The sequence below is a fragment of the Pseudomonas sp. GW822-FHT01E03 genome, from assembly GCF_058802985.1.
Window position 1 is genome coordinate 323859 of the sequence record NZ_JBXAOQ010000001.1, and the last position, 20943, is coordinate 344801.

The window sequence follows — 20943 nt, forward strand, 5'->3', positions numbered from 1 at the left end:
GGGCTTGCTCGCGAAGAGGCCCGCAGCCGCACCACAGATTTTCAAGGCTCCAACCCGATCCCCCGCAAAATCACACTGGTCACCGTCTGCACCGCTTTCTCGAACTGCATGTCCGACAGCGGCTGATGGTCGTTGAGAATATTCACCTGGTGATCGAAGTCGGCGTAGTGCTGGGTCGAGGCCCAGATCATGTACAGCAGGCTCGAGGGCTCCACCGGCAGGATGCGTTTGTCGTCCACCCACTGGCGGATTTTCGCTTCCTTCATCTTGGCCCAGTCGTACAGGCTCGCATCCAGCGCTTCGCCGAGGGTCGGCGCGCCATGGATGATTTCGTTGGCCCAGACTTTCGAGCCATAGGGCCGGCTGCGGGAATGGTTCATCTTGGCGCGGATGTAGCTGCTGAGCACCACACGCGGGTCATCGAACATCTCGAAGCACAGCGCATCCTGCTTCCAGACTTCCAGCAAGTCGAACAGCACGGCGCTGTACAACTCGGTCTTGGTGCTGAAGTAGTAGTGCAGGTTGGAGCGCGGCAGTTGTACTTCAGCGGCGATGTCGGCCATGGCGGTGCTGCCAAAGCCCTTTTCAGCGAAGACTTTTTCCGCCCCCAGCAGGATTTTTTCGACGTTACTGCGACGAATCTCGATCTTGTGATTGCCCATGCGGATCCCCGACAACAACGTTGAGCAAGACTAGCATCCGCTCTGGATCGCGGCGACAGGGGAAAACGAAACTTCGTGCAGCCACTGTCGTAAAGCTAAACTCTGCGCACTTGGAAACTGCCTGAGGTACCCACGATGTTGCTCAAGAAAACCCTGACCGTCGCGGCCCTGCTCGGCACGCTGCCGCCGATGATTTCCAGCTGACAATCCAATCCCTTGTGGGAGCGAGCTTTTGTGGCGAGGGGGCTTGCCCCCGTTAGGCTGCGCAGCAGACGTAAATATAAACTCCTCGATATGCCTGAAAGTCGTAGGGGCCGCTTCGCGACCCAACGGGGGCAAGCTCCCTCGCCACAGGGAACGGTGCAAGCCTTGAAAATCACACAGCAGGTAAACATGTCGCTAACACTGATCGAACTCGAAGACGAATTCACCCGCCTCACCCTCACACCCGAGCTTGGCGCCAGCATCGTCAACTGGACGGTGCGCAGCACCGGACAGCCCTTGTTGCGGCACGCCGATGAGCACGCCCTGAATACCGGCCTGCCCGGCAAACTCGGCTGCTTTCCCTTGATCCCCTGGTCCAACCGCATCGCCGATGGCGGTTTCGATTGCCCCGATGGCTGGCTGGCACTGGCGCCCAACAGCCTCACCGATCCCCTGCCGATTCACGGCAGCGCCTGGCAGCAGGCGTGGGACGTGGTTTCCCGGTCGGAAAATGAAGTGGTCCTGCAGCTCGACAGCACAACCCCCTTCGCTTATCGCGCCCGGCAACGTTTCCATTTGAGCGCGGGCAAGCTGAGCATCGAACTGCACGTCACACACCTGGCCGAGCACGCTGCGTGGCATGGCCTGGGATTGCATCCGTATCTGCCGCGCACCGCGAACACCCGACTACAGGCACCCGCCCGGCATGTGTGGTTGTGCGACAGGGCAAAACTGCCGACAGAACTCAGCGCATTGCCGCTCGAGTGGGATTTCCAGCAACTGAAGGTATTGCCCGAATCGCTGGTGGACAATGGCTTCTGCGAATGGAACGGTCACTGCCTGATCGAGCAAGCGGATCTTGGTTACACGCTCGACTGCCAGGCCACCGGCAGCGATTACTACCTGCTGTACTGCCCCGTGGGCCTGGAGTTTTTCTGCATCGAGCCGGTGAGCCATCCGGTCAACGCGCACCACCTGCCCGGTCGGCCGGGGTTGCGTTTGCTGGAACAGGGCCAATCCACCGAACTGGGTTTCACCCTGCAGTATCGGCCGCTTCAGGCAGATGTTCCCAACAGTTGACTCAACACCGCTCGCAACTTGCCGGGCTTCACCGGTTTGTTCAGCAAGGGTGCGTTGAGCCGCTGCAACGCACGCCGGCATTGGTCGGTGCGGTCGGCGGTAATGATCACCGCGGGAATGTCCTGGTGGAAATGCTCGCGTAAATGTCGCACCACATCACAGCCGACCACCCCGTGATCGAGGTGATAGTCCGCGAGAATCAGCTCCGGCGCCTGTCCGCGTAACGCTGCCAGTGCAGCCGCTTCATCGGTGGCGACCAGAACGTCGCAGCCCCACTGCCCGAGCAACGCGCCCATGCTTTCGAGAATGCTCACTTCGTTGTCGATCACCAGCAGACGGCGGCCCGGCAGCGGATTGCCGGTGCCCGGTTGTGGTACCGCCTGGCTCACCGGCAACGGAACCTCGTCGGATATCGGCACCTCGATGCTGAACATCGAACCCCGCCCCGGCAACGAGTACACGCCGACTTTATAGCCAAGGATCTTGGCGATGCGCTCGACAATCGCCAGCCCCAGGCCCACGCCCTTGCGGTCGGCGGCGCGACCGACATCCAGTTGGTTGAACTCGAGGAAGATCGAATCGAGCCGGTCGGCGGCGATGCCACGCCCGGTGTCCCAGACCTCCAGGCGCAGCATCTCGCCCCGACGCCTTACCGCCAGCAGGATGCTGCCTTCATCGGTGTAGCGGCAGGCATTGCTGAGAAAGTTGCGCAGGATCCGCGTCATCAGGCGCAAGTCGGTGCTGATGGCGTAATCGGCCATGCGCACCCGCAGGTTCAAGCCGGCCGCCTGGGCGACGGACTGGAACTCCGACACCAGCGGCCCAAGCAGTTCGTCGAGGCGGTACGACGCGATGTCCGGCTTGACCGCGGCCTGATCGAGCCGGGAAATGTCGAGCAGGTCCGTCAGCAGATCTTCGGCCCCTTCCAGGGCCTGGTGAGTGCGCTCCACCAGCACCTGTTCGGCTTCCGGCAATTGGCGTTCGCGCAAGGTCGAAATCAGCAACCGCGCGGCGTTCAGCGGTTGCAGCAGGTCGTGGCTGGCGGCGGCGAGGTATTTGTCCTTGCTGTGATTGGCGGCCTCGGCGGCATCGCGGGCATCGCGCAAGGCCTTGGCGATCTGTTTACGCTGGATGATCTGCTGCTGAAGGTTGCGGTTGGCTTCGAGCAGTTCATTGGTGCGCGAGACGACGCGCAACTCCAGTTCGTCATTGAGTTGCTGCAGGCGTTGCTGGGCCTGTTTGCGCTCGGTGATATCGGAAACGAACCCCTCCACCAGGCCTTCCTGGCCAGGTTTGAGCAGCAGGTTCATCAACACATCGAGATGGCTGCCGTCCTTGCGGCGCAAGCGGGTTTCATAGCCGTGCAGGCTGCGCTGGTGCCTGAGGATCTCGCCGATGTTTTCCAGCTCCTGCGCGCCGTCGACAAACAGGGCGCCGGCCAGGTCGGTCAGGGAGAACAGCACCTCCTGCGGGTCCTGATAGCCAAGCATGCGTGCCAGCGCCGGATTGGCGGCACGCATGCCATCGTGCAGGCTGGCCTGGAAGATCCCGTGCACCGCGTTTTCGAACAGCCACTTGTAGCGGTTACGCTCGGCTTCCAGATCATCCAGGCGCGCGGCCAGTTCCGGGTAATGACTCTTGCGCGCCGAATGGCTGCCCAGCCCCAGCAGCCCGGCCAGGGCGCGTTGTTGCTCGTCAGAGGGCTTCGCCATAGACGACCTCGACATCACGCTGGCTGGATTCGCGCGGGTTGGTCAGGATGCACGGATCGTGCATCGCATGCTGCGACAGGAACGGAATATCCGAGGTCCTGACGCCATGCAAACCGAGGGTTTCGTGAAAGCCGATGGCGTGCTTGAGGGCGATCAGGTGTTCGACCAGGCGCCCACAGATCTGCCGGTGATTCAGGCCTCGGCAGTCGATGCCGAAGGTCTCGGCGATCACCTTGAAGCGCTCCGGTGCCGAGTTGTAATTGAAGGCCACCACATGCTCGACGAGCACCGCGTTGCACAGGCCGTGGGGCAGGTCCAGAAAGCCGCCGAGGCTGTGGGACATGGCATGCACGGCACCCAGGATGGCGTTGGAAAACGCCAGCCCGGCCTGCATGCTGCCGAGCATGATCTTCTCGCGCAGGGCGATGTCGGTCGGGTTGGCGATCATTTGCACCAGATTGCCATTGATCAGGCGCATCGCCTCCAGCGCATGGGGGTCGGTCAACGGCCCGTGGCCGGTGGACACGAAGGCTTCGATGGCATGCACCAACGCGTCGATGCCGGTACAGGCCGACAGGAACGGGTCCATGCTCAGGGTGGTTTCCGGGTCGATCAGCGAAACGTCCGGCACCACGGCCTTGCTGACGATGGAGAACTTCATGCGCTCCTGCTGATTGGAAATGATCACGAATTGCGAGACATCGGCCGAGGTGCCGGCGGTGGTCGGAATCAGGATCAGCGGCGGGCTGGGCACGCGGATGGTGTCCACGCCCTCGAAATCGAGAATGCTGCGGCCATGGGCGACGACGATGCCGATGCCTTTGCCGCAGTCCATCGGGCTGCCACCACCGACGGCGACGATCACGTCGCAGTGGTTTTCCCGGTACATCTCGGCACCGAGCATCACCTCTTCGACCCGTGGGTTGGGCGAGACATCGCTGTACAGGCAGTATTCGATGCCCAGCGCTTGCAGGCTGGCCTCGACATCGGCGACCCAGCCGGCGGCGATCACGCCGGGATCGCTGACCACCAGCACCTTGCGTGCGCCAAAGGTCTTGGCGTAATTGCCGACACTGTGCCGGCTACCGGCACCGAAGATGATTTCAGGGGAAACGAACTTGCGCAGCTGGTTGAGACTCTGGCTCATTGGAAAGCCTGTTTTTATTGTTTTGGAAGGTAGAAACCACACTAAACCATCCAGCTGCGAATGCAATCAGACCAAGGTCATCCGCCCTATTCTGCGAACACCGCAGCCCCCCTGTGGGAGCGAGCTTGCTCGCGATAGCTGCATCACAGTCGACATCAATGTTGATTGTGCCGACCTCATCGCGAGCAAGCTCGCTCCCACAGGGGATTTATGTCGCCAGACTAACCGCGATAGATCAGCTGTGAAGTCTTCGCATTGCGCAGCGTCAAGTGTTCGATCCCCAACCCTGGCGCCTCGGCTTCCTCGCGGGCCTTGACGATCACGCCGTGGTGCGGCGACTTGCTGCACACCGGGTCGGCATTGCTGGCATCGCCAGTCAGCATGAAAGCCTGGCAGCGGCACCCGCCCAGGTCCTTGTGCTTTTCATCGCAGGAGCGGCACGGCTCCTTCATCCAGTCATCGCCGCGAAAACGATTGAAGCCGAACGAGTCGTTCCAGATGTGCGAGAGGCTGTGCTCGCGCACGTTGGGAAACGCTACCGGCAACTGCCGGGCGCTGTGGCAAGGCAAGGCCGTGCCGTCGGGGGTGATGTCGAGAAACAGGTTGGCCCAGCCGTTCATGCAGGTCTTGGGGCGCTCCTCGTAGTAGTCCGGGGTGACGAAGATCAGCTTGCACGGGTGGCCCTGTGCTTCAAGCCGTTCGCGGTACTCGTTGGTGATGCGCTCGGCACGTTGCAATTGCTCGCGGGTGGGCAACAGGCCGACGCGGTTGAGTTCAGCCCAGCCATAGAACTGGCACGTGGCCAATTCGACGAAATCCGCTTCCAGCTCCAGGCACAACTCGATGATCTGCGCGATCCGGTCGATGTTGTGCCGATGGGTGACGAAGTTCAGCACCATCGGATAGCCCTGGGCTTTCACCGCACGGGCCATGGCGAGTTTCTGGGCAAAGGCCTTGCGCGAGCCGGCGAGCATGTTATTCACCGCTTCGTCGGCGGCCTGGAAGCTGATCTGGATATGGTCCAGCCCGGCCACCTTGAAGTCGCGCACCTTCTGCTCGGTCAGGCCGATGCCCGAAGTGATCAAATTGGTGTAGTAGCCCATGTCCCGGGCGGCCTTGATCAACTCGGCGAGGTCCTGACGTACCAGCGGCTCGCCACCGGAAAAGCCCAATTGCGCGGCGCCCATGTCCCGCGCTTCGCGGAATACGCGGATCCATTCTTCCGTGCCCAGTTCCTCACCGTGCCGGGCAAAGTCCAACGGATTGGAGCAATACGGGCATTGCAACGGACAGCGGTAAGTCAGCTCGGCGAGCAGCCACAACGGCGGTCCGGGCAGCGCCTCACTCGATCCAGAATTGCGCATGGGCCACCTCCAGAAACGCCAACACGTCTTCGTCGATCCCGGGTACGCCAGGGAAATTCGCGCTCAATCGATCAATGATCGTCGCCACGCTGCGCTGACCATCCACCAGGTCAAGAATCTGCCCGGCGCTGCTGTTGAGCTTGATCATGCCTTCGGGGTACAGCAGCACGTGGCAATCCTGACGGGGCTCCCATTGCAGACGAAAACCACGACGCAAGGCCGGTGACTGCTGGCGATTGATCAGGCTCACAGGGCGATCCCCCGATGCCAGACGTTGTCGCCGGTGACCGTGTGATAAGGCGGGCGTGCAAGTTCGTAGGCCATGCTCATGGCATCGAGCATGCTCCATAGCACGTCGAGCTTGAATTGCAGGATCTCCAACATGCGTTGTTGCCCCTCGGCCGTCACGTAGTGCGCCAGGGTAATGCGCAAGCCATGCTCGACATCGCGCCGCGCCTGGCTCAGGCGCGTGCGGAAATAGTCGTAGCCGGTGACGTCGATCCACGGGTAATGGGTCGGCCAGGCGTCGAGTCGCGACTGATGGATCTGTGGGGCAAAGAGTTCGGTCAGCGAACTGCTGGCCGCTTCCTGCCAGCAGGCGCGACGGGCGAAATTGACGTAGGCGTCCACCGCAAACCGCACCCCGGGCAGCACCAGTTCCTGGGAGAGGATCTGCTCGCGATCCAGGCCCACGGCTTCGCCCAGGCGCAGCCAGGCTTCGATTCCGCCCTCGCTGCCGGGGACGCCGTCGTGGTCGAGAATCCGTTGCAGCCACTCCCGGCGCACATCGCGGTCCGGGCAGTTGGCCAGGATGGCAGCGTCTTTCAGGGGGATGTTGACCTGGTAATAGAAGCGATTGGCGACCCAGCCCTGGATCTGCTCGCGGCTGGCGCGTCCGGCGTACATCGCTTGGTGGAAGGGATGGTGGATATGGTAGTAGGCGCCCTTGGCGCGCAGGGCGGCTTCGAATTCTGTGGGGGACATGGGGGTGTCAGTCATTTTGTTCTCCGGGAATTTTTGCGGTGCCTGCGCTGGCCCTATCGCGAGCAAGCTCGCTCCCACAGGTGTTCGGTGGGAACACAAATTTCATGTACTGCAGAAATCCATTGTGGGAGCGAGCTTGCTCGCGATAGCGCCTTTGGTTACAGCTCAATACTCATGCCGTCATAAGCCACTTCGATCCCCCGCCGCTCCAGCAAAGCCCGCTCGGCCGAGTCTTCATCGAGAATGGGATTGGTGTTGTTGATATGGATCAGCACCTTGCGCTGGCGGTTGAAACCCTCCAGCACTTCAAGCATCCCGCCGGGGCCGCTTTGTGGGAGGTGCCCCATTTCGCTGCCCAGGCTCTGGCCGACTTCGCAGATACGCATCTCGTCGTCGCGCCACAGGGTGCCGTCCAGCAGCAGGCAATCGGCACGCTGCATCCAGCCCAGCACTTCATCGTCGATTCGACCAAGGCCAGGCGCATAGAACAGCGAGGCACCGCTGCGCAGGTGTTCTATGAACAGGCCAATGGTGTCGCCCGGTTGCGGGTTGCCGCGATTGGGTGAATACGGCGGCGCGTTGCTCACCAGGGGAATCGCGCGAAATTGCAAATGCTCGCAGGCCGGGATGCCGAACGGCTGGCGATCGAGGCCGACCGGTTGCCATTGCAATCCGCCGTTCCAGTGTTCAAGCATGGTGAACAGCGGGAAACCGCTGCTCAGGTCCTGGTGCACACGCGCGGTGCACCAAACGTCATGCGGACAGCCTTCGCGCAGGCTAAGCAAACCGGTGCAATGATCGATCTGGCTGTCGAGCAGTACGACGCCAGCGATGGCAGTGTCACGCAATCGGCGCGCCGGTTGCAGCGGCGCAAAACTCTCAAGTTGCGCGCGAATGTCCGGTGACGCATTGCACAGCACCCACTCCACACCGTTGTCACTCAGGGCAATCGACGACTGTGTACGGCGCTGGGCCCGCAAGCTGCCATTGCGCACACCGGCGCACTGGCGGCAGTTGCAGTTCCACTGCGGGAAACCACCGCCAGCGGCGGAACCGAGAACGCGGATGTGCATGGCGGATGCTCCAGAAGGCAGGCCCGGCCAACGCATCGGCTGGCCGGGTGATCAATCAACGGTTGGCGAAATACATCGTCACTTCGAAGCCAATGCGCAGATCGGTAAACGCGGGTTTAGTCCACATGGGTCATTCCTCTTCTTGTGCCCGGGTGATTCCGGTAGAGCCATTAATGCACGGGGCGCCGAGTGCCCGAATGCTACTTTCGAAGGAGTTTTGGGGGTGATTTGGTAGGGGGTGTTGCGCAGTCATTGGCAACACAAAACCCATGTGGGAGCGAGCTTGCTCGCGATGACGGAGCAACAGTCAACCGAGATGTTGAATGTGCCGGCCTCATCGCGAGCAAGCTCGCTCCCACAGGTTTTTCAGTGTTCTTGCGAAGTTAGAAGAACCCCAGCGGATTGATGTCGTAGCTCACCAGCAGGTTTTTGGTCTGCTGATAGTGGTCGAGCATCATCTTGTGGTTTTCGCGACCGACGCCGGACTTCTTGTAGCCACCGAACGCCGCGTGAGCCGGGTACAGGTGGTAGCAGTTGGTCCATACGCGCCCGGCCTTGATCGCCCGGCCCATGCGGTAGGCGCGGTTGATGTCGCGGGTCCACAGGCCGGCGCCGAGGCCGAACTCGCTGTCGTTGGCAATCGCCAGCGCTTCGGCTTCGTCCTTGAAGGTGGTGACGCCCACCACCGGGCCGAAGATTTCTTCCTGGAACACGCGCATCTTGTTGTGCCCCTTGAGCAGGGTCGGCTGGATGTAATAGCCGCTGGACAGGTCACCTTCCAGACGTTCGGCCGCGCCACCGGTGAGCAGCTCGGCGCCCTCCTCTTGGGCAATGGTCAGGTACGAGAGGATCTTGTCGTATTGCTGCTCGGAAGCCTGGGCGCCGACCATGGTCTCGGTGTCCAGCGGATTGCCGCGCTTGATCCTGACGATCTTCTTCATCACCTCGGCCATGAACGGCTCGTAGATCGACTCCTGGACCAGTGCCCGAGACGGGCAGGTGCAGACTTCGCCCTGGTTGAAGAACGCCAGCACCAGGCCTTCCGCCGCTTTTTCGATGAACGCAGGTTCAGCGTTCATGATGTCTTCGAAGAAAATGTTCGGCGACTTGCCGCCCAGTTCGACGGTGCTCGGGATGATGTTCTCGGCGGCGCAATGCATGATGTGCGCGCCCACCGGGGTCGAGCCGGTGAAGGCGATCTTGGCGATGCGCTTGCTGGTGGCCAGGGCCTCGCCGGCTTCGCGCCCGAAGCCCTGGACGATGTTCAACACGCCCGCCGGCAGCAGGTCGGCGATCAGCTCGGCGAAGACCATGATCGACAGCGGCGTTTGTTCGGCAGGCTTGAGCACGATGCAGTTGCCGGCGGCCAGGGCCGGGGCGAGTTTCCAGGCGGCCATCAGCAGCGGGAAGTTCCACGGAATGATCTGCCCGACCACGCCCAGGGGCTCATGGAAGTGATAGGCCGTGGTCAGCTCATTGATCTCGGCAGCCCCGCCTTCCTGGGCGCGGATGCAGCCAGCGAAGTAGCGGAAGTGGTCGGCCGCCAGCGGCACGTCGGCGTTCAGGGTTTCGCGCACGGCCTTGCCGTTGTCCCAGGTTTCGGTGACGGCCAGGACCTCAAGGTTCTGCTCGATGCGGTCGGCGATTTTCAACAGCACCAGGGAGCGGTCCTGGGCCGAGGTCTTGCCCCAGGCGTCGGCAGCGGCATGGGCGGCGTCCAGGGCCTTGTCGATGTCGGCGGCGCTGGAGCGCGGGAATTCGGCGATCACTTCACCGTTGACCGGCGAGGTGTTGGTGAAGTACTCGCCATTGATCGGGGCAACGAACTCGCCACCGATAAAGTTGCCGTAGCGCGGCTTGAAGGTAATGACGGCGCCTGGGGTTCCGGGTTGTTTGTAGATCATGGTGGGCCTCTGTCTGGGTCGATGCCTGTCGTACTGACAGGCGATACGCCGATACTAGAGAGCCCCGCGCGCCAGACGAATGCATCGTTGGCAGGAGGGGCTCTCGTTATTTGGTCGTAGGTTTCACACAAAACACTGTGGGAGCGAGCTTGCTCGCGATGAACCCGAGAACGCCGCGGGGTATCAGGCTTCCAGCGTTATCGTTGACGACCATCGCGAGCAGGCTCGCTCCTACAGGTTTAATGCTTGGCGACGAGGTCCTTGGGCAGCTTGAAGGTCCAGAGCATGCCGCCCTGGTTGAAGTCCTTCACCCGCTTGGCCACTTCGCCGCCCCACAGCGGTACCGCGCCGCCCCAGCCGGAGAGCACCGAGACGTACTGTTCGCCGTCCATTTCCCAGGTCACGGGCGAACCGAGCACGCCAGAGCCGGTCTGGAATTCCCAGACCTTTTCGCCGGTCTTGGCGTTGAAGGCCTGCAGGAAGCCTTCAGGCGTGCCGGTGAACACCAGGTTGCCCTTGGTGGTCAGCACCCCGCCCCACAGCGGCGCGTAGTTCTTGTGGCGCCAGACTTCCTTGCCGGTTTTCGGATCGATGGCCCGCAGCACGCCGATGTAGTCTTCGTTCAACGGCTTGATGGTGAAGCCGGCGCCGAGGAACGCCGCGCCTTTCTTGTAGGCGATGCCTTCGTTCCAGATGTCCATGCCCCATTCGTTGGACGGCACATAGAACAGCCCGGTGTCTTTGTTGTAGGCCATCGGCATCCAGTTTTTCGCGCCGAGGAACGCCGGCGCCACGAAGACCGAACTGCCCTTGGCTTCGGAACCCGGGGCACCGGGACGGCTGGCTTCGTTGTAGATCGGCCGGCCGGTTTTATCCAGGCCGGTAGCCCAGGTGATCTTGTCCACGAACGGGAAGCCACGGATGAATTTGCCGTTGGTGCGGTCCAGCACGTAGAAGAAACCGTTACGGTCGGCAGTGGCCGCCGCCTTGATCTCCTTGCCCCCTTCGCTGTAGTTGAAGGACACCAGCTCATTCACGCCGTCGTAGTCCCAACCATCGTGGGGAGTGCTCTGGAAGTGCCACTTGATGGTGCCGTCGTCCGGGTTGAGCGCCAGGCGCGATGAGGAGTAGAGGTTGTCGCCAGGGCGCAGGTGCGAGTTCCACGGCGCCGGGTTGCCGGTACCGAACAACAGCAGGTTGGTTTCGGGGTCGTAGTAACCGCCAAGCCAAGGGGCGGCGCCACCGGTTTTCCACAGATCGCCCGGCCAGGTCTTGCCCGCCTCGCCGCCGGAGATGCCGTTTTCCACCGCTTTGCCGTCCTTGTAGACGTAGCCCATATGGCCTTCGACCGTTGGCCGGGTCCACAGCAGATCACCGTTTTTCGGGTCGTAGGCCTCGATCTTGCCCACCACGCCAAACTCGCCACCGGCCACGCCGGTAATCAGCTTGCCGTTGATCACCAGCGGCGCGGCGCTGATCGAGTAGCCTTCCTTGTGGTCGGCGACTTTCTTGCTCCACACCACCTTGCCGGTGTCCTTGTTCAGCGCTACGAGCTTGGCGTCGAGGGTGCCGAAAATCACCAGGTCGCCATACAGCGCGACACCACGGTTGATCACGTCGCAGCAAGGGCGGATGTCATCGGGCAGGCGCGCATCGTATTGCCAGAGTTTCTTGCCGGTGCGCGCATCCACGGCAAATACCCGGGAGTAGGAACCGGTCATATACATCACGCCGTCCTTGACCATCGGCTGCGCTTGCTGGCCACGCTGTTTTTCTCCGCCGAAGGAAAACGCCCACGCCGGGCGCAACTCCTTGACGTTGTCGACATTGAGAATATCCAGCGGGCTGTAGCGCTGCCCTTGAACGCCGAGGCCGTTGGTCACGACCTGTTCCGGGTTCTTCGGGTCCTGGAGAATGTCCTGGTCGGAAACCCCGGCCAATGCCTGGCCGGACAACAGCATGGCACTGAGCAGCAGGCTCAAGACGAAGGACTGGCGACGTGCGGGTTGGGTCATGACGGCTTCCTCTGCGGATTTTTGTTATGTCCGGAAAATTTTCCCGGTCTGGTGCAGATTCTTGGGCGCCGCTGCCCTGGCAACAATTGCCCGCAATGAGGAGATTGCTAGTTCCTTGGTACAGGGTCGGAGGAGATGAGCAGCGAACTTTGTGCCAGACATAGATCCCCTGTGGGAGCGAGCTTGCTCGCGATGGCGTCGTATCAGCCGACATCAATGTTGACTGTCAGGACCTCATCGCGAGCAAGCTCGCTCCCACAGGGGGGCTGTGTTTGCTCACTTTTGCGCGGCAGAATCCACCCGGCTCATCTGCCCTCGCTCGTAACGCGGGTACAGATGACTGACGCTGCGGATCAGTTCATAACGGCTCAGGTTGATCCCGGCGAAGCGTTCGGGGATGGGGCTGCGGATCATCTCCGCCATATCACTGCCATTGGCCGCGCCATCGCGCATGAGCTGATCGAGCCAGGTCAGGTAATCGCGCATCTGCTCGAAGGGTTGTGGATCGCTCGACACCGGCCCATGGCCCGGTACGACCTGTGTCCAGGGCAAGCCTTGCAGGGTCGCGATATCCGCCAGCCACACCGACAGCCCGGGACTGTTGGGCGTTGTCAGCGCCCGCTGATAAAACACCAGGTCCCCGGCAAACAGCACACCGGTTTGCTGGTCGAGAATAGCCAGATCCGCGCCCGTATGCCCACCCAGGCTCAGCAAGCGCAGATCGTGATTCCCAAAACTTTTCACGCCGGGTGTCAGCGCCTGGGTGGGCAGCACCACTTCGGTGCCACGCATCCAGTCGCCGACCATCCGGTACATATTCTCCGCCATGGCATCGCCTTGCTGGTGCAACAGCTCGCTGGTGCCGGCCAAGGCGCCGATTGGCACGTCGGTGAAGGCTTGATTACCCAGCACATGGTCCGGGTGGTGATGGGTCAGCAAGACCTCGATCACCGGCTTGTCGGTGGTGGCGGCAATGGCCTTGCGCATCGCTTCGCCGTAACGCCTGGACGGCCCGGTGTCGATCACCACCACACCGCGTTCAGTGACGATAAACGCGGTGTTGACGATGTTGCCGCCGTTGGCCTTGGCGAAATTATCGGTGCTGCCTTCCAGTAACCAGGTGTCCTGGGCGATCCGCCGGGGCTTGAGCGAGTACTCGAGATCGGCCAGGGCCGGCAGACTGACGCTTAACACCATCAACAGGATCCAGCGCATGCCACGCTCCTTAGGGTCAGGGGATCGACGCATCGAACTCATTGCCGCTGTTGTCCCGTAGCAGCAGGCGCGTTTGCCCTGCCCCTTCGATGTCGAAGGCCAGGTTGGGGTTTTCGCTGACCGCGGGGAACAGCTCCAGCCGGGCCAGCACTTGCTCGTTGCGGTCGCGCAGTTCGGCATGGTTGATGAAGAATTCCGGAATGCCGCTGACCATGCCGTTGTCCATGGGATGGGCCACCTGCATACGCAAACGGCTGAACCCGTCCCGGGGATAACGGCCGCCGAGCACTTCGCCGATGCGCTCCTCCCAGCCCGGTTGAGTCCGCACCACGCTCGGCGCGGTGCAACCGCCACCCGCGGCGTCAATCAGGGTCGAGCCGACATGCCACACGCCGTCGCGGGTCAACACCGCCGCGCGCAAGGGCGTCGCCTGTTCGATGCGAATGCGCAAAGACAGCCACGGCAAAACCGAATTCAGCGGCTGGAAGTCGACGATTTTCGGCAACGGATTCAGCTCTGCCCAGGCGAGGATTTTCACCACCTCGCCATTGAACGCCCGGGCATCGATTTCCAGCGGCACCTGCCGGGCATCTTCGGCAAACGGCGGCGACAGCAGCTTGACCCGCTCATCGAACACGAACGGCGCATTGCCCAGAAACTGCTGATGATAGAAGGCCCACATCACCGATGGCACCGGATCCTTGCCGGGGTCGATAGCGCCAGCCTGTGCCGCCAGGCTCAACCAGCAGGCCAACAGACAACTCCCTCGCCATTTCATCGCCTGCTCCTTATTGATACATCTCGGGCACGTCGTAACGCAGGCCGTAATGGCCGTAGATGGTCTTCACCGAACCGTCGCGGATCAGCGCTTCCAACGCCTCTTCCACGGCATAGGCCAGTTGACGGTTGCTTTCGTGCACCGCCATGCCGATTTCCCAGAGCTGCTTGCCCATGTTCGGGTAGGCATTTTCTGCCAGCGCCACCTGCGGGTCGGCCGCTTCGTGCACTTGCCAGTCGATTTCGCCGCGCATGGCCATCACCGCGTCGACCTCACCGGCCTTCATCGCGGCAAACGCCTGGGGTACGCCCGAATAGTGATGGGTCTTGCCAGCGAGCATGCCGTTGAACACCGAGGTCAGGTAGAACGAGGGCACGCTGTCGACTTCGACACCAATCGGGTGATGCTCGAACACCGCGACGCTGGCGACCTTATCCAGCCTTCGGCGGTCATAGGCCACCTGCCATTGCTCGTTCTGGTACGGACCGAACATCACCACTTGGCCGTTGACCAGTTCGCCGAACTCGTTGCGCTTCTGCGCGTAGTCACGGTCGTAGGGCACGCGCATCATCAGGTCGGCCAGTTGCTGGTTGTGCAAGGCACTGGCACGCCAGATGTAGTCGCGCAGGTCGTCATCGAGTTTTTCCCCGGCCGGTGCCCAGATCAACGACAGGCGCACACCGAGTGCCTTGGCCAAGGCCTCGGCGAGTTCAACATCGACTCCCTGGGGCTTTCCGGCGCTTTCGAAACTGTAGGGGGCGAAGTCCTTGTAGACCGCCACCTTCAGCTCCCCGGCGGCGATCATTTCGTCGTAGTTGCGAACCTGCGCCTGCGCCGCCTGGCAGCACAGCCACAGAGCGCTGATCAACACCGCGAGCAGGCGCATGGGTCACTCCTCGACGCGCACAGTGTCCAGATAGGTACGCACCGCCCACAGGGCTTCCTGGCTCAGGTAGTCGGCCATCTTCGGCATGTACACCCGACCGTCGCGCACCGCGCCATGGCGCACCCGTTCGGCGAACCATTCATCGCCCGCCTCGCCGACATCGAGCATGCGCAAGTCGGGGGCGATACCGCCGGACTTGGCTTCCAGGCCATGACAGGCCGCGCAGTTCTGGGTATAGGCCGAGGCGCCGATTTCCACTGCCTTGTCGTGTTCCGGGGCGGTGCGATACGGGTTCACCACGGCCCAGCCATCGGCATCGAGCTGCACCCCGGCGTCCTTGATCGGGGTCAAGCCCTGGGTGGCGACAGCCTGTGGCACCACATTGCCGTGGGCCCAGACGGAACCTGCACTGATCAAACCGGCCAATAGCCCGGTCACGAGCAAGGCGTTGCGTTTTGTTGTCATTGTTATGCCCTCTGGATTGCACGCAAAACCTCTTGGCAGAGGCTATGGCAGCCATCTTAGAAAGCCCTGCGCACAGCCCCCATGCTGCTTTGGTGGTCGCTACCTAGTCCCTTGGTAGTAAGGCGCTGGATGGACACCACCGGTACTTTCTGCATATTTCCTCAGCTTCGCGGGCTTCCTATGCTGGCGCTACCTGTAAAGGAGTGCCCTATGCGCCAGCTCATCCCTTACGCCCTGATCTACCTGCTGGCGATTGCCTGCGCCGCCGGCCTGGCCACCCAGAGTCAGGCCGCCGATGCGCCCTTGCAGGTGCGGATCGGCTACCTGGGTTATCGCCCCGACGCCGGCCCGTTGCTGTCGAACGTCATCCCCGAGCCCACCGATGCCGGGCTGCGCGGTGCCGAACTGGCGATCACCGACAGCAACAGCACCGGGCGTTTTCTCAACCACGGCTACAGCCTGGTCAGCGCCAGCGTCGACAGCCCCGAGGCCTTGCTCGAAGCGGCAAAGGTGCAGCATGAACAGGGCCTGCGCCTGTTTGTGGTGAATGCCCCCGCGACCAGCCTGCGCCAATTGAGTGCGGCACTGCCCGATAGCCTACTGTTCAACGCCGGCAGCCCCGACGACAGCCTACGCATCAGCGATTGCCTGCCGAACGTGCTGCACACCTTGCCGAGCCGGGCGATGCTCGCCGATGCGCTGGCGCAGTTTCTGGTGTTGCGCAAATGGCAGCGGGCGCTGCTGATTGTCGGCCCGACCCCGGACGATCAAGCCTATGCCGCCGCCCTGCGCCGCGCGGCCAAGCGCTTCGGCTTGCAACTGGTGGCGGAAAAACCCTGGAGCTTTGATAACGACCAACGCCGCAGCGCCCAGGCTGACATGCCGCTGTTCACCCAGACCGCCGAGTACGACGTGGTGCTGGTGGCCGATGAACGCGGCGACTTCGGTGAATACGTGCCCTACCAGACCTGGTACCCGCGCCCGGTCGCCGGCACCCAGGGCCTGACCCCGGTGGGCTGGCACAAGACCGTGGAAACCTACGGCGCCGCGCAGCTGCAAAAACGCTTTGAAGCCCTGACCGGACGCTGGATGAATGACCGCGATTTCGCGGCATGGATGGCCGTGCGCAGTATCGCCAGCGCTGTGAGCAAACTGCGCCAGGCCGAGCCGATGGCGATCCGTACGCTTGAAATCAGCGATCAGTTGCCGCTCGACGGTTTCAAGGGTCGCAAGCTCAGCTACCGGTCGTGGAATGGCCAGTTGCGCCAGCCGATTCCCATCGTCCAGCCCCGGGCGCTGGTCAGCACCTCACCCCAGGACGGCTTTTTGCACCCGTTCAACGAGATGGACAGCCTGGGTTACGACAAGCCCGAGGTCAGCTGCCGCTTTCCCTGATCCGAACATCACAACAATAAGGAATCCGCCATGCGCCGCACCCTGCTCTCTTGCACCTTGCTGCTCGCCGCTGGCAATGCCGTTGCCAGCACTGCCTGGGTCTCCAACGAAAAGGACAACAACCTGAGCCTGATCGACATGCAGACCCTGCAAGTCACCGACACCCTGCCCGTCGGCCAGCGCCCTCGCGGCCTGCTGCTGTCCCATGACAACAAGTTGTTGTACATCTGCGCCAGCGACTCGGACCGGGTCCAGGTGATGGACGTGACCACGCGCAAGATCATCAAGGAACTGCCCTCGGGCAAAGACCCTGAACAATTCGCCCTGCACCCCAACAATCGCTGGTTGTACGTCTCCAACGAAGACGATGCGCTGGTCACGGTGATCGACACCGAGACCTCCAAGGTACTCGGCCAGATCAACGTCGGCGTCGAGCCCGAGGGTATGGCCGTCAGCCCCGACGGCAAGTGGGCGGTCAACACCAGCGAAACCACCAACATGCTGCACTGGATCGACACCAGCACCCAGACCCTGGCCGACAGCACCCTGGTGGACCAGCGCCCGCGCTTCGTCGAGTTCTCCCCCGATGGCGCGAAGCTCTGGGCCTCGGCGGAAATCGGCGGCACCGTGACCATTCTCGATGTGGCCAGCCGTACCGTGCTCAAGACCCTTAACTTCCAGATCAAGGGCGTGCACCCGGACAAGGTCCAGCCGGTCGGCATCAAGCTCAGCGCCGATGGCAAGTACGGTTTCGTCGCACTGGGCCCGGCCAATCATGTGGCGGTGATCGATGCCAAGACTTACGAGATTCTCGATTACCTGCTGGTGGGTCGACGGGTCTGGCAGATGGCGTTCACCCCGGATCAGAAGCAACTGCTGGCCACCAACGGCGTCAGCGGCGATGTCTCGGTGATCGATGTCGACAGCCTCAAGGTCAGCAAATCGGTGAAGGTCGGGCGCTATCCCTGGGGCGTGGTGGTGACGCCATGAACGCCCTTGAAGTCAGCGACCTGGGCTTTGCCTACGGCTCCCGGGAGGCCTTGCGCAAGGTGAGTTTCAGCCTGGAACCCGGGCGTTTCGCCGCGCTGCTGGGGCCCAACGGCGCCGGCAAGTCGACCCTGATTGCCCTGTTGACCCGGCTCTATGATCTGCAGCAAGGCGAGATCCGCGTCGGTGGCTGTTCATTGCGCAGCGCGGCACGCCCGGCACTCAGGCAATTGGGCGTGGTGTTCCAGCAAAGCACCCTGGACCTGGACCTCAGCGTCGAGCAGAACCTGCGTTATCACGCGGCATTGCATGGCCTGTCCCGGCGTCAGACCGACCTTCGGATCGACGCCGAACTGGCCCGTCAGGCCCTGACCGACCGTCGCCGCGAACGGGTGCGCGAACTCAATGGCGGCCATCGTCGCCGGGTGGAAATTGCCCGCGCCCTGCTGCATGAGCCGCGCCTGCTGCTGCTCGATGAAGCCAGTGCCGGCCTCGACCCGGCGAGTCGCCTGGCGCTCAACCGGCACATCCGCAGCCTGTGTCGCGACGAGCACATCAGCGTGCTCTGGACCACCCACCTGCTCGACGAAGTACAGCCCAGCGATGACTTGCTGATCCTGCATCAAGGCCGGTTGGTGGCCAGTGGGCAGGCCGACGCCCTGAGCCTGAAGCACGGCGGCGATCTCGGCTCGGCCTTCACTCGCCTTACGACATCAGGGGTTGTCCAATGAACGCTTACTGGCAATGCTTGCGCGGCATCGTGCTGCGCGAATGGCTGCGCTTTGTGCTGCAACGCACCCGATTTCTGAGCGCCCTGGTGCGGCCGCTGCTGTGGCTGCTGGTGTTCGCCGCCGGCTTTCGCGCGGCACTGGGGATCGCGATCATCGAGCCCTACGACACCTACATACCGTACGAGGTCTACATCATTCCCGGGCTGGCCTGCATGATCCTGCTGTTCAATGGCATGCAGGGGTCACTGTCGATGGTCTACGACCGCGAGATGGGCAGCATGCGCGTGCTGTTGACCAGCCCCCTGCCCCGAACCTTTCTGCTGTGCAGCAAACTGGTGGCCACGTCGCTGATTTCGTTGTTGCAGGTGTATGCGTTCCTGGCGATTGCCTGGGTCTACGGCGTGCGGCCACCGGCCATGGGCCTGTTGCTGGCGTTGCCGGCCCTGTTGCTGGTGGCGTTGATGCTCAGCGCACTGGGCCTGTTGCTGTCGAACGCGATCCGCCAGCTGGAGAACTTTGCCGGGGTGATGAACTTCGTGATCTTCCCGCTGTTTTTCCTGTCATCGGCGCTGTATCCGCTGTGGAAGATGCGCGAGGCCAGCCAGTGGCTGTATTGGCTGTGCGCGGTGAATCCCTTTACCCATGCGGTGGAACTGGTGCGCTTCGCCCTGTATGAACGCTTCAATCTGCTGGCGCTGGCGGTGTGTGCGGGTTTGACGCTGCTGTTCGCGCTGCTCGCCGTGCTGACCTTCAACCCGCAGCATGCGGCCTTGCGCAAAACCAACTGACTACACAGGTCAACTGTGGGAGCGGGCTTGCTCGCGAAGGCGGCGGCAAATTCAATAAATAAGTCGACTGACACAACGCTTTCGCGAGCAAGCCCGCTCCCACAGGGGGATCTTCATTGAACAGGGGGAATTACTACTTTAGTACTGGTTTTCCTGTCTATCGTCGCATTCCCAACGCCCCCCGACTGGCATGTAATAGGTCCATAACTATAAGGACTGAAACCATGCCGCGAGCCCGACGTTGCCTGTTGCGCCCTACTCTCGCCGCCCTGTCGCTGGGCCTGCTGCTGAGCACCGCGCAGGCCGACACGGCGCTGTTCTCCACCGACGGCTATCGCATCGGCCTGTACCGCAGCCCGACGCCGGAACAACTGCAAGGCGCAACCATCATCGACACCCCCGCCCTGCAAACCCTGCTCGGCCAAACCCCGCGCCCGGTGCTGATCGACGTCTACCGCCGTCAGTGGCTGCAAGGGCAGTTCATCGAAGACCAGCCCCATGAAAACCTGCCCGGCAGCCATTGGCTGGCCAACACCGGCGACGGTGACCTGACGCCCGCCTGGCAGGATTACTTTTCCCGGAACCTGAAATCACTGACTGGCGGCGACCCGACGCGACCGCTGGTCTTCTACTGCCGCTCCGACTGCTGGTTGAGCTGGAATGCGGTCAAACGCGCAGCCACCATGGGCTATAAGACTCTGTATTGGTATCGCGATGGCCTGGACGCCTGGCAAGCGGCCAATCTGCCGGTTTCGCCAGCCAGCCCCGAACCCTTTCCCTGAAGCTTTACGCGTGCGTGTAGTTGCCACACCATAATCAAAATAATGAGGTGAAAGGCCATGTACAAAATCCTGATTGCCGACGATCACCCGCTGTTTCGCGAAGCCATTCACAACGTCATCAGCGACGGTTTTGCCGGCACCGAAGTGATGGAAACCGCCGACCTGGACAGCGCCCTGGCGCTGACCCAGGAACACGACGACCTGGACCTGATCCTGCTCGACCTGAACATGCCCGGCATGCACGGGCTCAATGGCCTGATCAACCTGCGTAACGAAGCGCCGACCATTCCGGTGGTGATTGTCTCCGCCGAGCAGGACAAACAGATCGTGCTGCAAGCCATCACCTACGGTGCGGTGGGTTTCATCACCAAGTCTTCACCCCGTACCCAGATGACCGATGCCATCCAGCAGATTCTCAATGGCAATGTCTACCTGCCCCCGGACATCATCCGCACCGCCAAAAGCAGCACCCACCGGCGGATGAACGACACCCCGGGCTTCCCGCCCGAACTGCTCCAGGCCCTGACCCGCAAACAACTGCAGGTGCTGGAACGCATGACCAAGGGCGAATCGAACAAGCAGATCGCCTACACCCTGGAAATCGCCGAGACCACGGTCAAGGCCCATGTCTCGGCGATCCTGCGCAAGCTCAACGTGCACAACCGGGTGCAGGCGATCCTGAGTGCCGGGGATATTGATTTCGGGTCTTATCTGCGGCGTTGAGTCAGAGAGACCGCGGAGCGCCCTTCGCGAGCAAGCCCGCTCCCACAC

General features: G+C 62.2%; 21 protein-coding genes. 7 read left to right on the plus strand and 14 right to left on the minus strand.

Annotation, left to right across the window (positions count from 1 at the left end; genetic code table 11):
* Positions 1–41: 41 nt before the first annotated feature.
* Complete coding sequence (locus AC1RP7_RS01390) at positions 42–662, minus strand: TetR/AcrR family transcriptional regulator (RefSeq protein ID WP_008046717.1); 621 nt, start codon at positions 660–662, stop codon at positions 42–44.
* A gap of 393 nt (positions 663–1055) precedes the next feature.
* On the opposite strand from AC1RP7_RS01390, the gene AC1RP7_RS01395 reads away from it, so the two are divergent.
* Complete coding sequence (locus AC1RP7_RS01395; RefSeq protein WP_493180816.1) at positions 1056–1946, plus strand: aldose 1-epimerase; 891 nt, start codon at positions 1056–1058, stop codon at positions 1944–1946.
* On the opposite strand, the gene AC1RP7_RS01400 is transcribed toward AC1RP7_RS01395, so the two are convergent.
* The 13 genes from AC1RP7_RS01400 to pedF form a co-directional block, all read right to left on the minus strand.
* On the minus strand, positions 1922–3658 hold the full coding sequence (locus AC1RP7_RS01400) for a PAS domain-containing hybrid sensor histidine kinase/response regulator (RefSeq protein WP_493180815.1): 1737 nt from the start codon (positions 3656–3658) through the stop codon (positions 1922–1924). The two genes, AC1RP7_RS01395 and AC1RP7_RS01400, sit on opposite strands and share 25 nt — an antisense overlap.
* Entirely contained in the window at positions 3642–4805 is a 1164-nt protein-coding gene (gene ercA / locus AC1RP7_RS01405) for an alcohol dehydrogenase-like regulatory protein ErcA (protein WP_057715188.1), read from the minus strand. The genes AC1RP7_RS01400 and ercA overlap by 17 nt, the downstream gene beginning before the upstream one ends.
* A gap of 221 nt (positions 4806–5026) precedes the next feature.
* Positions 5027–6169, minus strand: coding sequence for a pyrroloquinoline quinone biosynthesis protein PqqE (gene pqqE, locus AC1RP7_RS01410; RefSeq protein WP_493180814.1), 1143 nt, complete (start codon positions 6167–6169; stop codon positions 5027–5029).
* Positions 6147–6419 carry a pyrroloquinoline quinone biosynthesis peptide chaperone PqqD gene (gene pqqD / locus AC1RP7_RS01415; RefSeq protein ID WP_154908899.1) on the minus strand — a complete coding sequence of 91 codons (273 nt, stop codon included), beginning with the start codon at positions 6417–6419 and terminating at the stop codon, positions 6147–6149. Before pqqD ends, pqqE begins: the two co-directional genes overlap by 23 nt.
* Entirely contained in the window at positions 6416–7168 is a 753-nt protein-coding gene (gene pqqC / locus AC1RP7_RS01420) for a pyrroloquinoline-quinone synthase PqqC (protein WP_493180813.1), read from the minus strand. Before pqqC ends, pqqD begins: the two co-directional genes overlap by 4 nt.
* Positions 7169–7311: 143 nt before the next feature.
* Positions 7312–8226: a pyrroloquinoline quinone biosynthesis protein PqqB gene (gene pqqB / locus AC1RP7_RS01425; RefSeq protein WP_493180812.1), complete on the minus strand. Its 915-nt coding sequence runs from the start codon at positions 8224–8226 to the stop codon at positions 7312–7314.
* Between the two features lie 55 nt (positions 8227–8281).
* On the minus strand, positions 8282–8353 hold the full coding sequence (gene pqqA, locus AC1RP7_RS01430) for a pyrroloquinoline quinone precursor peptide PqqA (RefSeq protein WP_003253598.1): 72 nt from the start codon (positions 8351–8353) through the stop codon (positions 8282–8284).
* Positions 8354–8609: 256 nt separating this feature from the next.
* The gene (gene exaC / locus AC1RP7_RS01435; RefSeq protein WP_493180811.1) at positions 8610–10130 is read right to left on the minus strand and encodes an acetaldehyde dehydrogenase ExaC; all 1521 of its coding nucleotides are present in this window, start codon (positions 10128–10130) and stop codon (positions 8610–8612) included.
* A 239-nt stretch (positions 10131–10369) separates the two neighbouring features.
* Positions 10370–12145 carry a PQQ-dependent methanol/ethanol family dehydrogenase gene (locus AC1RP7_RS01440; protein WP_218498251.1) on the minus strand — a complete coding sequence of 592 codons (1776 nt, stop codon included), beginning with the start codon at positions 12143–12145 and terminating at the stop codon, positions 10370–10372.
* A gap of 276 nt (positions 12146–12421) precedes the next feature.
* Positions 12422–13360: a quinoprotein relay system zinc metallohydrolase 1 gene (locus tag AC1RP7_RS01445; protein ID WP_493180810.1), complete on the minus strand. Its 939-nt coding sequence runs from the start codon at positions 13358–13360 to the stop codon at positions 12422–12424.
* A 16-nt stretch (positions 13361–13376) separates the two neighbouring features.
* Positions 13377–14138 carry a quinoprotein dehydrogenase-associated SoxYZ-like carrier gene (locus AC1RP7_RS01450; protein ID WP_493180809.1) on the minus strand — a complete coding sequence of 254 codons (762 nt, stop codon included), beginning with the start codon at positions 14136–14138 and terminating at the stop codon, positions 13377–13379.
* 10 nt (positions 14139–14148) lie between these two features.
* Positions 14149–15024, minus strand: coding sequence for a substrate-binding periplasmic protein (locus AC1RP7_RS01455; RefSeq protein WP_154860158.1), 876 nt, complete (start codon positions 15022–15024; stop codon positions 14149–14151).
* 3 nt (positions 15025–15027) lie between these two features.
* A complete protein-coding gene (gene pedF, locus AC1RP7_RS01460; protein ID WP_493180808.1) occupies positions 15028–15489 on the minus strand; it encodes a cytochrome c-550 PedF in 462 nt (153 codons plus the stop codon).
* A gap of 210 nt (positions 15490–15699) precedes the next feature.
* Between pedF and AC1RP7_RS01465 the strand changes: the two genes are divergently transcribed.
* The 6 genes from AC1RP7_RS01465 (at position 15700) to AC1RP7_RS01490 (ending at position 20895) form a co-directional block, all read left to right on the plus strand.
* Positions 15700–16884 carry an ABC transporter substrate-binding protein gene (locus AC1RP7_RS01465; RefSeq protein ID WP_493180807.1) on the plus strand — a complete coding sequence of 395 codons (1185 nt, stop codon included), beginning with the start codon at positions 15700–15702 and terminating at the stop codon, positions 16882–16884.
* A 30-nt stretch (positions 16885–16914) separates the two neighbouring features.
* Positions 16915–17874, plus strand: coding sequence for a YVTN family beta-propeller repeat protein (locus tag AC1RP7_RS01470; protein ID WP_493180806.1), 960 nt, complete (start codon positions 16915–16917; stop codon positions 17872–17874).
* Positions 17871–18602: an ABC transporter ATP-binding protein gene (locus AC1RP7_RS01475; RefSeq protein ID WP_493180805.1), complete on the plus strand. Its 732-nt coding sequence runs from the start codon at positions 17871–17873 to the stop codon at positions 18600–18602. The genes AC1RP7_RS01470 and AC1RP7_RS01475 overlap by 4 nt, the downstream gene beginning before the upstream one ends.
* Positions 18599–19390 (plus strand): ABC transporter permease, encoded by a 792-nt coding sequence (locus AC1RP7_RS01480; protein WP_493180804.1) that lies wholly within the window; start codon positions 18599–18601, stop codon positions 19388–19390. Before AC1RP7_RS01475 ends, AC1RP7_RS01480 begins: the two co-directional genes overlap by 4 nt.
* A 224-nt stretch (positions 19391–19614) precedes the next feature.
* Entirely contained in the window at positions 19615–20172 is a 558-nt protein-coding gene (locus tag AC1RP7_RS01485; RefSeq protein ID WP_057715203.1) for a PQQ-dependent catabolism-associated CXXCW motif protein, read from the plus strand.
* 57 nt (positions 20173–20229) lie between these two features.
* Positions 20230–20895 (plus strand): response regulator transcription factor, encoded by a 666-nt coding sequence (locus AC1RP7_RS01490; protein WP_057715204.1) that lies wholly within the window; start codon positions 20230–20232, stop codon positions 20893–20895.
* Positions 20896–20943 lie beyond the last annotated feature (48 nt).